Source organism: Paracoccus sp. DMF-8 (genome assembly GCF_029309835.1).
In the GTDB taxonomy this organism is placed as follows: domain Bacteria; phylum Pseudomonadota; class Alphaproteobacteria; order Rhodobacterales; family Rhodobacteraceae; genus Paracoccus.
The window spans coordinates 24,737-37,117 of record NZ_JARJHL010000006.1 but is presented as its reverse complement, the minus strand read 5'-3'; the positions used below and the strand labels follow the sequence as shown (position 1 = coordinate 37,117).

Here is a 12,381-nt window from a genome sequence, read left to right as displayed (position 1 = left end):
GGCCTCTGATATTTCGGCGCGGACGGTCATTTCATCCAGTTTGCCCAGCACGACGATGGTCGGCGCGGATTGCACGGCGCTGACCGTCTGGCCTTCCTGACTGACCACGGCCAGCACGGTGCCGTCGATGGGGGCGGTGATGCGGGTGTAATCCAGATTGGCCTGCGCGGTTTCGATGGCGACGCGGGCCTGTTCGATCTGGGCGTCGAGCGCGCTGATCTGGGCCTCGGCGACCTCGACCGCCTCTTGCGAGCTGTCGTAATCGGCCTGCGCGACGGTGCGGGTTGTCAGCATGCGTTTCTGGCGTTCCTCGACCCGGCGGGCCTGCGCCAGCGCGGCCTCTTGCGCGGCTTTCTGGGCCTGGACAGGCCAGCGCGCGCTTCGGCGGTGCGCAACTGGTTGCGCTGCGTGACGGAATCGATTTCGGCGATCAGGTCACCGGCCTTGACCTCTTGCCCCGGAACAACCTGAACCGAGGTGATGCGCCCGGTCACCTGCGCGCCGACCGCGACCAGCCTGCTGGGCTTCAGCGTGCCTTCGGCCAGCACGGTTTCCTGAATCGCGCCGCGCGTCACGGCCGTAGTCATGACCTGCGGCACCTGCGTCGAGGACCGCGCGCCCGTGGCATACCAGCCCCATCCGCCAAGCATCAGCAGCGCCGCGATCAGCACCGGCCAGATATATCGTTTCATCCGTCAATCTTCTGCACCGAAAACACCCGATCTGCGGCGCGGAGGCGGCGCAGAGAGCGGTGGATGTCATGCCTTCCTTAGAACCGGGAAGGTAAACGGAACCCTAATACAGCAAGGTCACGAAAGGGGGCAGGGACATCTGGCGCAGATCCAGCGCCTCGGCGATGCGGGCGACGGCGCTGTCGATATCGGCGGTGTCAAAGACCCCGCCGACCCGGCGCGTGGCCACGGCCCGGTCGCGGATCACGATCTGGCGACGCTGGTAGCGGTTCAGTTCGGCCACGACGAAGGACAGCGGGCGGTCGTCAAAGATCAGCCGCCCCTGCCGCCATGCGGTGCGGAATTCGGCATCGACCGCGCGCACATCGGACAGGCTCCTGCGCGGCGCTGAAGCGGACGGCCTTGACCTTCGGCGACCACGGCCCGACGGTCACCATCGGTCGCGACCTGCACGCGATGTTCGGTGACAATCACCGCGACGTCTTCGGCGGCACCGGCATGGCGGCGGATCGCAACCGAAAATTCGGCGCCAAGGCGCGGTGACGGTGACATCCTGCGCCTGAACGCGAGGAAGGCCGCCCGCCCGCATCCGGCGCCGGGCGGGCGGTGAAATAGGCCTTGCCCCGCAACAGCGTGACCTGGCGCCGCCGGTCGTCGTAATCGACACCGGGGTGGCGCCGCCCGCCCCAAGTTCGCGGCGCGGCTGCCGCCATCGGGCAGATCGACGATGCGCAGCCCATGCCCCGCGACATGATCGGCGCTGCGCAGCATCAGCAGCGGGTCGCCGATACCAATAGCGCGCCCGCCGAAGCGCCAGCAGCGCGACAAGCCAAAGCGCCGCGCCCCCGACGCCATCCCTGCCGCCACCCCTGACGCGAGCCAGCCCCTGCCGCGCGCGGGCATGGGCAACTGCGGCAGGTGCCCATCGGCGGCGCATCGGGCAGCTGCGCGCCCATCTGCCGGCCAAGGGCGCGGGCGAAATCATAGGCCTCGCGGTGCAGGGGGCTGGTCGCCAGCCAGTCGTGAAAGGACCGGGCCGTGCGCGCATCAAGGCGCGGATCGCCAAGGCGGATCACCCATTCGGCGGCCTCGCTGTCCAGATCGGCGCCGGTTTCCGGCTGATGTGGCTGGCCGGGATTGTGCTGGCCAGTGATCGGGCCGGTCGGAACGGGGCAGGCCGGGACCGGGCCTGCGCGCAGAGTCCTTCATGGATGGCGTTCCTGTCGCGCAGGCGCCGCGCGGCATGCAGCAGCGCCCGCGCCAGATGGCTTCTGGACCGGAGCTTTCCCGGAAATTCCCATGCGTTGCGCAACCTGCCCATAGCTCAACCCTCGATCCGGTTCAGGGCAAAGACCTCGCGCGTGCGCTCGGGCAATTCGTCCAGCACCGCGCGCAGATGGCGCAGGCTCTGGCGGTCGGCGGCTCGATTTCCTGCCCCGGATGGTCGTCGGGCAGGGCGGCCATGACCGTATCGCCGGGCATGTCCGTCTGGTCGCGGGCGGATTTGCGGATGTGATCCACCGCCAGATTATGCGCGGTGCGATACAGATAGGACCGGTTGTTGCGGATCTCGCCCGCCATGGCGGGGGGATGTTCGGCATAGCGCAGAAACGCCTCTTGCGTCAGATCGGCGGCCAGTTCGGGGTCGCGCAGCCGCCGCGTCAGATAGCTCTGCACTCGGCGCGATAGCTGTGAAACAGCCGTTTCAGCGGATTGTCCGTCACGATGCACCCACAGCCCTGCCACGGTCCAAATCACCTTGCGAAATCGCTGACCGGTCCTGCGGCTGGCTGTCATCGCCATCTTGTAACATCGCCGCGACTGCGAAAAGGGCGAACTTACCTCATGTAGAACAATGAAAAGAACGATAATGATAGACTTCTGTAAAATCGTCGCAGAGCTTGCCGGAATGGCTGACTGTTTTCGTCTTATATCTGCGGCCCCTTTTTTGATTTCGCAAAGAAACACGGGGCCGGGGACAGTTGAAAGGGACGTCGATGACTGACCAGCTACCCCTGAATGCGCAGATATGTCGCGGTGCTTGGCGCGGCGATGGGATCATCCGCCCTGGCGCTGAACATCTGCCTCGGGACCGGGATGCTGGCCCTGCCCGCCCTGGCACAAGAGGCGGCGGTGTCTCTTGACATTCCCGCGCAGGACCTGAACCGCGCTGCTAGCTTGCCAATCGCGCCGGGATGCAGCTTGCCTATGACGTGGCGGGGCCTGCGCGACTGCCGTCGCCGGCACCCCGACCCCGCCTGGAGGCGCTGTCGCGGATGCTGGCGGGCACCACGCTTTCACCGGCCTGCGCTCGGTTTCGCTGACCCTGCCGCAGGCCGGGACGGGGCAGGGGGTAGCCGCGCCCGAGGGCGCGATCGTTCTGGACAGCGTCCTGATCGCCGCAGGCGGCGGCGTGACCGAAGGCACGAATTCCCACACCACGGATGAGGCGTCATCCGCGAGCGGGCTGGCGCCGAGCCTGCGCGAAACCCCGCAATCGGTCAGCGTCGTCACCAACCAGCGGATGCGCGATCAGGCGCTGTCCTCGACCAAGGATGTGCTGAACTACACCAACGGCGTCAGCTTGGTCACGGCGGAAACCGACCGACAGCACCAGCGCGTGGCTTCTGGATCGGCAATCACATCGTCGACGGCGTCAGCCTGCCGACCTACGAAGGCTGGTATTCCGGCGTCTCGCCGAGCTCCTCGACCCCGGTTTACGACCGGATCGCGGTGCTGTGCGGCCCCGCCGGCCTGCTGTCGGGTTCGGGCGAACCGGGGGCGGCCGTGTCGATGACCCGCAAACGCGCCAATGCGACCAAACCCGAAGGCAGTCTGGAACTGCGCTATGGCAGCTGGTCCAATATCGGCGGCACGGTCGATCTGGGCACGCCGCTGTCCGCCGATGGCAATCCGCGCGGCCGTTTCATCATGGATGTCGCCAGTTCGATCTTGCTGTCGACCGTTACCACGTCGACCGCCAGACCTATTACGGCGCCATCGACGCCGATCTGACGCCTTCGACCCGGCTGAGCTTCAGCCTTGAACATCGCCGGCACGAACCGACCGCCTCGATGTGGGGCGAATTGCCCGCGCTGGATTCCGCAGGCAATCTCATCGACTATCCGCGCAGCTTTTCCCATGCCCCGGACTGGGCCTATTGGGCCAGCCGGCAGACCTCTGTCGTGGGCAAGCTGGCGCATGATTTCGACAATGGCTGGCAGGCCGAGGCGACGCTTGGCGCGACATGGCGGCGCTATGACGCGGAACTGCTGTATATGTGGGACAACCCCGATCCCGTCACCGGCGAGGGCCTTGGCTACAGCGCATGGGGCGGGACGGAACGCACGAAGCTGCTCAGCTTCGACGCCAAGGCCACCGGCCCGGTCGAGCTGTGGGGCCGCACCCATCAACTGAATCTCGGCGTCAGCACGGACCGCGACTGGACTGGCGCGACCGGCCTCGCTACAGCGGCGAACTGGCCCCGATCGGCAATTTCTTTGAATGGGACGGCAGCTATCCGCGCCTGGACTGGAACCCCAAATCCAACCCGGACTGGGATCTGAACTGCCGCAAGACCTCGGCCTATGCCTCGGGCCAGTTCTCGATCAGCGATCCGCTGACGGTCATTCTGGGGCGCGCGCCATACCGACTGGCGCGCGGAACTGGCCGATGACGACCGCAAATTCACCGAGGTCACGCCCTTTGCCGGTCTGGTCTACGACCTGAACGACGAATGGTCGCTCTATGCCAGCTACACCGATATCTTCAACCCGCAGAACTACCGCGACCGCAACGGCAACTATCTGGATCCGGTGATCGGCAAATCCTATGAAATCGGCGCCAAGGCCGAACTGTTCGACGGCGGGCTGAATGCGCAGGTCGCGATCTTCGACATGGAACAGGACAATGTCGCGGTGCGCGACGGCACCCTGCTGGTTCCGGGCGGCGACAATGAATATGCCTATCGCGGCCAGAAGGGCATCACGTCCAAAGGGATCGAGGTCGAGCTGTCGGGCGAGGTCCGTCCGGGCTGGAACCTGTTCGTCGGCGCCTCGGCGCTGCGGCTGCGCGATGCCGATGGCGAACGTATCGACACCGCGAACCCGACACAGACGATCAAGATCGCGACCACCTACAATTTGCCGGGCCAGTGGGAACAATGGACGGTCGGCGGCGGTCTGCGCTGGCAGAACCAGACCTGGACAGATGTCGGCATCGGGAACAACACCTATCGCGTCAGGCAAGGCAGCTATGCGGTGGTCGATGTGATGGCGCGCTATGACATCAACGACCAATGGTCGGCGCAGCTGAACGTCAACAACCTGTTCGACAAAAGCTATTACAACACCCCCTATGAACAGATCACCTACGGCCAGCCGCGCAATGCGATGCTGACGCTGGTATCCCGGTTCTGAGCCAACCCTCAAGGCCCGCGCCTCGATCCGGGGAAGTCGCGGGCCTTGGTTTATGCGGGTGTTCAGAGGGTGGCGGCGGCTGCGGATTTTGGTAGTTATGTTACATAATTCCGATTATTGGAATTTCTGTTGTGAAACGGTGGGTTCTGTCGAACAACCGAAATAATGTCCATTTTGGGGTGTTTTTTGATCATTATACAACCAATTACTGGCCATTTCCGTAGCTGGTCATGACTGAAATTGTTTGATTCCAATAAGTTGTCGGAATCGCCTCCGGATGGCGTCCGGGAGCCCGTGCTCCGTCATCGGGCGTTGAGTCGTGGCCCGTTGACCGTCGGAGCTGCGGCCCGGCAAGGTCGCCGCAATCCGATCCGGAGAGATGGGCAGGCCTGAGCGCCGCCAGATCTCCGGAACCTCCTGACCACCACGTTTCCGCCGGAAAGCGCCGCTTCTCCGAACGGCGGAGCCATGTCTCGAAGGCCGACACGATGTCGCAATATGCAGCCCATCCCAGCCCTGCGACATGATCCCCCCGTAGTCCGGGCGCAATCACCGCCCTGCCCTGCGGCACGGATTTTCGCTCACATCCGCTGAGCCGGACATCGCCCTGCCCTGACCAACCTCCATTTTGCCGGAATCGCCCGGCCGGCTTCTCCGGCCGCCAGCCTCACGGCTGAAAGGAAATCCTCATGTCCCGTGTCCCGCGTTTGACCATCCTGATCGTGGCCGATCTGCACCTGGACCTCTGGGCCGACGCCGGACGCGATCCGTTTGCCGGGATCGTGCCGGTGCTGCGTGATCTCGACGCGCTGATCATCGCCGGCGATCTGGCCAATGATCCGCAGCGGAACTGGCCTGTGGCACTGGCCCGGATCACGCGGCTGGTCTTGCCCGGGCGGGTCTGTGTGATCCCGGGCAACCATGATTATTATGGTGCCACGCTTGAGGACGGTCTACTGGCCCGGATCGCGCTGGAAGCCGGGGCGAGCCTTGCCCAGAAACGTGTCCTGACCTTCGGCAGCTGCCGCCTGCTGTGCTGCACGCTCTGGACTGATTTCGCCCTGCTGGGAGATCCGGAGGCGGCCATGGCACGCGCCGGGATGGCAATGCCGGATTACGGCCGGATCCGCAGCGCCACCGGGGCGTTCATCACGCCCGAGGATACCGTGGCGATCCACTTTGATCACCCCGGCTGGCTGACGCGGAAGTTGCGGACCGCCCGGCCAGACCGCGATCGTCACCCATCATGCCCCGGGCGCGGCGGTCTCCGGCCCCTTGTCCCCGCTCAGCCCGGCCTTCGCGTCCGATCTGGAGGGTTGGATCAAGGCGCACCGGCCCGACTATTGGTTCTTCGGCCACACGCACCGGGTGCTGGCCTCGACGTTTCACGGCACGCCGGTGGTCAATGTCTCTCTCGGCTATCCCGACGAGGTGCCCGGAAGGCGGTGAGGCCGAACTTCTGCTGCGCGGCCCGATCTTCCCCGGCGCTTGATCGCCATTCCCCATGACTCCCCCGGCCGGGCCTCCCCCGGCCGACGGCCCCCTCATGCCCGGAGTATCCCCATGTCGACCATCCTTTCATCGAGGCCCGCTTTTCGATCCGAGCGAGGGCCGCATTGAGTTCGAAACCCGCTTGATGCGGCATCTGCGCAGGTTGCGCAGCAGGAGGAACCGCCCGGACCCCCTCACCTCGCCGGACATGGTCAAGGCGCTGAGTGAAAGCGCGGAGATCGAGCCGATGGATTACATCAGGTTCAGCGCGAAGGACGAAGAGCGCATCAAGCGCCGGGTCAGGCGGATCCCGGAGCTGCGCAAAGCCGCCTCCGGCCTCGAACATCTGAAGCGCGATGACCGCGAGCGGCTTGAGGTGCTGAAGGACGGCGCCCGGCTGATCCGGATTCCCGGTGAACATCGTGCCGATGAGATTGCCGCGGCCTTGCACGAGGACATGCCCTGGATGGCCCCGGCCACCGAACTGGTCTGGCACGCCATGCGCCGCTCGGTGCGCGAGGGCGCTCCGGGTCTCACGATCCCGCCGCTCCAGCTCACCGGCCCGCCCGGCATCGGCAAAAGCTATTTCGGCCGACGTCTTGCCGCGTTGCTGGCCGCGCCGACCACCGTGATCGAGGCCACCGGCGAGAATGCCAGTTTCGGGGTGGTCGGTTCGCAGCGCGGCTGGGGCGGCTCCCATCCTGGGCGCCTGATCGAAACCATCCTGCAAAGCCGCATCGCCAATCCGGTCATGATCGTGGACGAGGTCGAAAAGGCCGGCAATGCGGTTTCGATGAAAGGGCATGCTTTCGGTCTGGCCGAAGGTCTGCTGCCCCTGCTGGAACCCCTGACCGCCCGGCGCTGGAGCTGCCCCTATTACCAGGTGAAGTTCGACATGAGCTGGGTGATCTGGGTGCTGACCTCGAACGATTGCCGGCTGCTGCCGGAGCCGCTGCTCAGCCGCTGCCCGCCGATCCGGCTGCGCCCCCTCACCCTCGCGGAACTGACGGGCTTCGTGCGTCGCGAGGGCGCCAGGCGCGCCCTGTCCGAGACCGCCATCGAGGCGATCTGCGAGGTTCTCGCCCATCCCTCCCTGCAGCGGCATCACCCCAGCCTGCGGATCGCCGCCCGCATGCTGCAACGCGCCTCCGACCTCGAACAGGGGCCGATTCTGCACTGAGCCGGCCCATCCGGTTTTCATACTTCCCTGAATCCAACGTGCCTGCGGCATCGCCGCAGCCGTCCCCTCATGCCATCGAAATGGAGAAACCATCGTGAAACTCTCGCCCATCGACCGTGAATGGATCGACAAGGTCCTGCGCGCCATCGACGCCGTCGAGGCTGGCCCTTCCGAGGCGAACCTGGCGCAGGCGCCGGTCCTGTCGGGTTGGAAAGCGGCGATGTCGCCGGACGGGCATGTGATGCTGTGGGGCGAAGTGACCGACCACCCGCTTCTCGGCAATGCAAGCATCCACACCTCGCAGCTGATCGCCATCGATCCCGAGATCGGCTGGGCTCGCACGGCCTCCCGCTGGTATCGGCTCGGCCGGTCCATCGACGCGATTGAAACGGCGCTGGCGGAAGCCCTGAATGGCAAGAGGGCCCTTGCCGGTTCCATCCAGTTCACCCTTCCCGGATTCACGAATATTGACGACCCGGAGCTGCTGGCGCTGCTGCTGGCCACATATATCGCGCGGGTGCGCGAGATCGACGCCGCGGACCGCGCCGCCTTCGACGAGGAGGGCTGACATGCATTGGTTCACCGCCGATCCGCACTACAGCCATGACCGGATCATCGGTTTCTGCGACCGCCCCTTTCCGGACGTAACCGCGATGAATGCGCATCTGCTGGCCGAGTGTCGGGCCCGGGTCCAGCCCGATGACGACCTCTGGATTCTCGGGGATTTCACCGCAGGACGATCGACCGATGCGCAGCGGCGTGAGGTCCGGGCATCTTCCATGCCCTGCCGGGCCGCCGGCACCTGATCCGGGGCAACCATGATGAAGACTGGGTCTGCGACCTGCCCTGGGACAGCCTGGCAGAAACGGCTGACATCGTCGTGGACAAGCGGCGGCTGTTTCTCTGCCACTACCCGATGATCACCTGGCCCGGTGCGCGGCATCAGGGCCTACAGCTGTTCGGCCATGTCCATCAGAACTGGCAGGGTTCACGCAACAGCATCAACACCGGCGTCGATGTCTGGGATTTCCGCCCGGTCACGCTGCCGGAGATTGAGGCCCGCGCCGCCAGACTCCTCGTTAACGCGCATTGGGAGCAAGTCGAACCGGGCCGCGCCTGGCCCACCGTTCTTTGCGCGGGCTGCGGCCGGATCCTCGATCCGGCCCTGATCTCCGGGCAGGCCGTGGTGCGGAACGGGCGGATCGTCGTGGCCGCGACAAACGAGACAATCGTCTTCATGGAGAAGGCCATGCGCAGATGGCTGCCGGAGGGCCGGCATGTCTGCCCGGAGTGCATCGGCGGCTACCTCTCGGTCAGCGAGGTCACGCTGCCGGCCGGCTTCAGCTTCGACGAGATACGGAACCGCGCCGTTCCCAAGGGGAAATAGAATGTTGCCAGAAAAATCCACCTACCAATCCGGCGTCGAGGAACGCCTCTCGGCCAGCATCGAGCTGATCGATGCATCGCAGGCCTGTGCGCTGTTGCGCATCGAAACGGATGCCCCGGACACCGCCATGCAGGCCATGGCCCGAGACGATACCGTCATTACCCTGGTTCAAAACAGCAAGATCATGTTGCCGCTGTTCCAGTTCGATGCGGCGAACGGCCGGATTTTCGATGTCGTCCGCGACATCCTGAAGCTCAGACCTGCCCGCATCAGCAACCTGAGGCTGTGTTACTGGCTGACTCGCGCCCACGTCGATTTCGGCTGCGCGCCGGCGCATTGGCTTGGCATTGATGACGCGGCAATCGTCGCCGCATTCCGGCGATATATCGAACCTGATCATCATGGGTAACTCTGACAAGGCCGGGAAGCCCGGTATCCCGATGCGTGCATTGAAAGACCTCCCGGGAGGCGATGGCGGGGCCGAGGCCGGGCTGGAAATGATGCGCCGTCGTGCCCAACGGGGGGACCCGGAGGCCGCCCTGCATATCCTGAATCATGTCGTGCCTGACATCCCGCCGGACGAGGATGACCGAGAATGAGCAATGATCCGAACCCCACAGTCTGGATCGGCCCGGTCATCCGCTTCATCGCATCCAACCTTCCCGTGCTTGATCCCAAGGGCGAAGACTGGGATCGCCGCGAGGCATTCTCGGGTGACGTCATCGACCACGTTGAGCACCCGGAAGCGCTGGCCGTTGGCGAACTGGTCGTGGACAAAATCCAGCGACCAGCGTGCATTGGGTCGCGCCTCGACCAGAACCGGGGCACGCGTCCCGACCGCCTTGCGCCGCGCCTTCCGCTTGCGCACCGTCAGTCCTTCCTCGCGGTAGAGCCGATAGATACGGTTGATCCCCGAAGGCTCACCCTCGCGGCGCAGCAGAACGAACAGGCGCCGGTAACCGAACCGCCGGCGCTCGTTGGCCAAGTCCCGCAACCGACCGCGTAACGCCGTATCCGGCGCGCGTCGGGATCGATAGCGGATCATCGTTCGATCCGCGCCGACGATGTGACAGGCCCGCCGTTCCGAGAGGCCATGCTCGGCCCGAAGATACGCAACGGCTTCACGCTTCACGGCGGGCCCTACCACTTTTTTGCAACCAGGTCCTTCATCGCCGCCAGATCCAGCATCTGCTCGGCCAGCAGCTTCTTCAGCTTGGCGTTCTCATCCTCGAGCCCCTTCAGCCGCTTCGCCTCCGACACCGTCATGCCGCCGAACTTGGCCTTCCAGTTGTAGAAGGTGCCTTCCGACATGCCGTGCTTCCGGCACAGGTCAGCGCACTTCGCGCCTGCCTCATGCTCTGCCAGGATGCCGATGATCTGTTCGTCCGTGAATCTCCTTCGCTTCATTGTCCGTCCTCAAGTTGGGCCGGACTCTAATCGCATCTGGAGGAAAAATCCCGGGGCAGGTCAATCCGCGACCAATGATTTTTTTTGAACGTGAAGCCCGGTCGGCGCAGGGCGCGCGACAGGGAGCTTTCGTGAACATGAAGGCCTTCCGCATCCGCCAGGGCGCCCTTCAACCCGGCCATGGTGATGTCCGGGTCTTGCTCGACCAGTTCGATCAGCAGGGCCCTGTGCGGTCCCGGCTTGCCCCACAGCCCCGAGGCCGTCCGCATGGGCGCGGTGCAAGCGGTTCCCCTCGCCGGACCCGGCCCGCCAAGCGTGCGCCGGTCGCAGGTGACATCATCAGCCGCCGCGCCGCTTCCCGGCCACTGAGACCGTCTTCAATGTAGCGTTGAAACCGGCGGCGAAGGTCCAGAGAGAGCGGAGCGGGCATGGCGAGATCCTCCTGAACACAGGGAATCACAACCAGATGCTCAAGGGAATCCTCGATTCAACATAAATGCCCGGCGCTCTAGACCATGGCCGGCAGGAAAGTGACGATGCCGGGGAAGATCGCGATCAGGATGACGAAAGCGATCATCAGCAGGAAGAAGGGAAAGGCCGCGCGGACGACGGTGCCCAGCTTCTCGCCCGTAAGCCCCTGGATGACGAAGATGTTCATCCCGACGGGCGGGGTGATCTGCGCCATCTCGACCACGATGATCAGGAAGACGCCGAACCAGATCTTGTCATAACCCGCCCCCACGACCAGCGGCAGGGCGATGGGCAGCGTCATCACGATCAGCGACATCCCTTCAAGGAAGCAGCCAAGCACCAGATAGATCAGCAAAAGCAGCATGATCAGCACCAGCGGCGACAGTTCCATCGCAGTGATCGCGGCCGATATTTGCTGCGGCAGCCCCAGATAGCCCATCGCGGTCGAAAGGAACGAGGCCGCGCCGATGATCAGCCCCAGCATGCTGACGGTTCGCGCCGTGCCCATGCAGGCATCGACCAGCGTGCGCCGGTTCAGCGTCCGCTCGCCCGCCATGATCAGCATGGTCATGACGACCGCCAGCGCGGCGGCCTCGGACGGGCTGGCAAGGCCCGAATACATCGACCCCAGCAGCGCGGCCATCAGCACCAGGAAGGGCAGCAGCGTGGGCAAGCGCGCAAAGCGTTCCCGCCAGATATGCGCCGTCGGCTCGGCCTTCACCTCGAAGGGACGAACCCAGGAATAGACCGCCAGATAGCCCATGAACATCGAAGCCAGGATCAGCGCCGGGATGATCCCCGCCGCGAACAGCTTGACCACCGAGGTCTGCGACAGCATCCCGTAGACGATCATGATGATGCTGGGCGGGATCAGGAAGCCGAAGGTCCCCGCCCCTGCAAGCGACCCCATCGAGATCGATTTGGGATAGCCGCGCTCGCGCAATTCGCCCAGGGTGATCTTGCCGATGGCGCTGGTCGTCGCCGCCGATGACCCCGAAATCAGCGCGAAGAAGGCGCAGCCCAGGATGTTGGTGTGCAAAAGCCCGCCGGGGAAACGCCGCACCCAGGGTTCCAGCGCATGGAACAGCCCGCCGATGAAGCGCGAGCGGAAAACCAGTTCGGCCATCAGGATGAACAGCGGCAAAGCCAGCAGTTCGGGCGAGGACAGCCCGTTCCAGACGGTTTGCGCCAGCACGCGGTCCACCGGCAGATTGCGGAACAGCTCAAGGCTGGCGATGCCCACGCCCATGAGGCCGAGACCGATCCACGCGCCACTGCCCAGCAGAAGGAACAGAAGCAGAATCGGGGTGATGACGGAAAGTGACATGGCGGTTT

General features: G+C 64.9%; 15 protein-coding genes and 3 pseudogenes. 10 read left to right on the top strand and 8 right to left on the bottom strand.

Annotated elements, in window-relative coordinates:
- The 3 genes and pseudogenes from PE067_RS06370 to PE067_RS06360 form a co-directional block, all read right to left on the bottom strand.
- Positions 1-294 (bottom strand): annotated as a pseudogene (locus PE067_RS06370) (efflux transporter periplasmic adaptor subunit); the annotation flags it as partial.
- A complete protein-coding gene (locus PE067_RS06365) occupies positions 288-692 on the bottom strand; it encodes a biotin/lipoyl-binding protein (RefSeq protein ID WP_276188357.1) in 405 nt (134 codons plus the stop codon). The pseudogene PE067_RS06370 and the gene PE067_RS06365, both read right to left, overlap by 7 nt.
- Before the next feature lie 103 nt (positions 693-795).
- A complete protein-coding gene (locus PE067_RS06360; RefSeq protein ID WP_276188356.1) occupies positions 796-1,056 on the bottom strand; it encodes a hypothetical protein in 261 nt (86 codons plus the stop codon).
- 38 nt (positions 1,057-1,094) lie between these two features.
- On the opposite strand from PE067_RS06360, the gene PE067_RS06355 reads away from it, so the two are divergent.
- Positions 1,095-1,235, top strand: coding sequence for a hypothetical protein (locus PE067_RS06355; RefSeq protein ID WP_276188354.1), 141 nt, complete (start codon positions 1,095-1,097; stop codon positions 1,233-1,235).
- A gap of 227 nt (positions 1,236-1,462) precedes the next feature.
- On the opposite strand, the gene PE067_RS06350 is transcribed toward PE067_RS06355, so the two are convergent.
- Entirely contained in the window at positions 1,463-1,792 is a 330-nt protein-coding gene (locus PE067_RS06350) for a DUF4880 domain-containing protein (protein ID WP_276188363.1), read from the bottom strand.
- 241 nt (positions 1,793-2,033) lie between these two features.
- Positions 2,034-2,489, bottom strand: coding sequence for an RNA polymerase sigma factor (locus tag PE067_RS06345; protein ID WP_276188353.1), 456 nt, complete (start codon positions 2,487-2,489; stop codon positions 2,034-2,036).
- Positions 2,490-3,425: 936 nt separating this feature from the next.
- On the opposite strand from PE067_RS06345, the gene PE067_RS06340 reads away from it, so the two are divergent.
- The 9 genes and pseudogenes from PE067_RS06340 to PE067_RS06300 all read left to right on the top strand — a co-directional run bounded on the left by PE067_RS06340 (position 3,426) and on the right by PE067_RS06300 (position 9,577).
- A complete protein-coding gene (locus tag PE067_RS06340) occupies positions 3,426-3,707 on the top strand; it encodes a hypothetical protein (protein WP_276188352.1) in 282 nt (93 codons plus the stop codon).
- 59 nt (positions 3,708-3,766) lie between these two features.
- Positions 3,767-4,258 carry a hypothetical protein gene (locus PE067_RS06335; RefSeq protein ID WP_276188351.1) on the top strand — a complete coding sequence of 164 codons (492 nt, stop codon included), beginning with the start codon at positions 3,767-3,769 and terminating at the stop codon, positions 4,256-4,258.
- A gap of 87 nt (positions 4,259-4,345) precedes the next feature.
- Positions 4,346-5,110 (top strand): annotated as a pseudogene (locus tag PE067_RS06330) (TonB-dependent receptor); the annotation flags it as partial.
- A 707-nt stretch (positions 5,111-5,817) separates the two neighbouring features.
- The gene (locus tag PE067_RS06325) at positions 5,818-6,618 is read left to right on the top strand and encodes a metallophosphoesterase (protein ID WP_276188350.1); all 801 of its coding nucleotides are present in this window, start codon (positions 5,818-5,820) and stop codon (positions 6,616-6,618) included.
- 191 nt (positions 6,619-6,809) lie between these two features.
- Positions 6,810-7,781 carry an AAA family ATPase gene (locus PE067_RS06320; RefSeq protein ID WP_276188349.1) on the top strand — a complete coding sequence of 324 codons (972 nt, stop codon included), beginning with the start codon at positions 6,810-6,812 and terminating at the stop codon, positions 7,779-7,781.
- Between the two features lie 94 nt (positions 7,782-7,875).
- Positions 7,876-8,349 carry a DUF6634 family protein gene (locus PE067_RS06315; protein WP_276188348.1) on the top strand — a complete coding sequence of 158 codons (474 nt, stop codon included), beginning with the start codon at positions 7,876-7,878 and terminating at the stop codon, positions 8,347-8,349.
- A gap of 1 nt (position 8,350) precedes the next feature.
- Positions 8,351-8,587 carry a hypothetical protein gene (locus PE067_RS06310; RefSeq protein WP_276188347.1) on the top strand — a complete coding sequence of 79 codons (237 nt, stop codon included), beginning with the start codon at positions 8,351-8,353 and terminating at the stop codon, positions 8,585-8,587.
- Between the two features lie 74 nt (positions 8,588-8,661).
- The gene (locus PE067_RS06305; protein WP_276188346.1) at positions 8,662-9,168 is read left to right on the top strand and encodes a hypothetical protein; all 507 of its coding nucleotides are present in this window, start codon (positions 8,662-8,664) and stop codon (positions 9,166-9,168) included.
- 1 nt (position 9,169) lies between these two features.
- A complete protein-coding gene (locus PE067_RS06300) occupies positions 9,170-9,577 on the top strand; it encodes a hypothetical protein (protein ID WP_276188345.1) in 408 nt (135 codons plus the stop codon).
- A gap of 279 nt (positions 9,578-9,856) precedes the next feature.
- On the opposite strand, the pseudogene PE067_RS06295 reads toward PE067_RS06300, so the two are convergent.
- The 3 genes and pseudogenes from PE067_RS06295 to PE067_RS06285 all read right to left on the bottom strand — a co-directional run.
- A pseudogene (locus PE067_RS06295) lies at positions 9,857-10,575 on the bottom strand (IS3 family transposase); the annotation flags it as partial.
- A gap of 26 nt (positions 10,576-10,601) precedes the next feature.
- The gene (locus tag PE067_RS06290) at positions 10,602-10,844 is read right to left on the bottom strand and encodes a hypothetical protein (RefSeq protein ID WP_276188344.1); all 243 of its coding nucleotides are present in this window, start codon (positions 10,842-10,844) and stop codon (positions 10,602-10,604) included.
- Positions 10,845-11,083: 239 nt separating this feature from the next.
- On the bottom strand, positions 11,084-12,373 hold the full coding sequence (locus PE067_RS06285) for a TRAP transporter large permease subunit (RefSeq protein ID WP_276188343.1): 1,290 nt from the start codon (positions 12,371-12,373) through the stop codon (positions 11,084-11,086).
- Positions 12,374-12,381 lie beyond the last annotated feature (8 nt).

Excerpts from the sequence above, each read along its gene's own strand:
- PE067_RS06365 (WP_276188357.1), bottom strand. The coding sequence starts at position 692 with ATGAAACGATATATCTGGCCGGTGCTGATCGCGGCGCTGCTGATGCTT.
- PE067_RS06345 (WP_276188353.1), bottom strand. The coding sequence starts at position 2,489 with ATGACAGCCAGCCGCAGGACCGGTCAGCGATTTCGCAAGGTGATTTGG.
- PE067_RS06335 (WP_276188351.1), top strand. The coding sequence starts at position 3,767 with ATGTGGGGCGAATTGCCCGCGCTGGATTCCGCAGGCAATCTCATCGAC.
- PE067_RS06320 (WP_276188349.1), top strand. The coding sequence starts at position 6,810 with ATGGTCAAGGCGCTGAGTGAAAGCGCGGAGATCGAGCCGATGGATTAC.
- PE067_RS06310 (WP_276188347.1), top strand. The coding sequence starts at position 8,351 with ATGCATTGGTTCACCGCCGATCCGCACTACAGCCATGACCGGATCATC.
- PE067_RS06300 (WP_276188345.1), top strand. The coding sequence starts at position 9,170 with ATGTTGCCAGAAAAATCCACCTACCAATCCGGCGTCGAGGAACGCCTC.
- PE067_RS06290 (WP_276188344.1), bottom strand. The coding sequence starts at position 10,844 with ATGCGGACGGCCTCGGGGCTGTGGGGCAAGCCGGGACCGCACAGGGCC.
- PE067_RS06285 (WP_276188343.1), bottom strand. The coding sequence starts at position 12,373 with ATGTCACTTTCCGTCATCACCCCGATTCTGCTTCTGTTCCTTCTGCTG.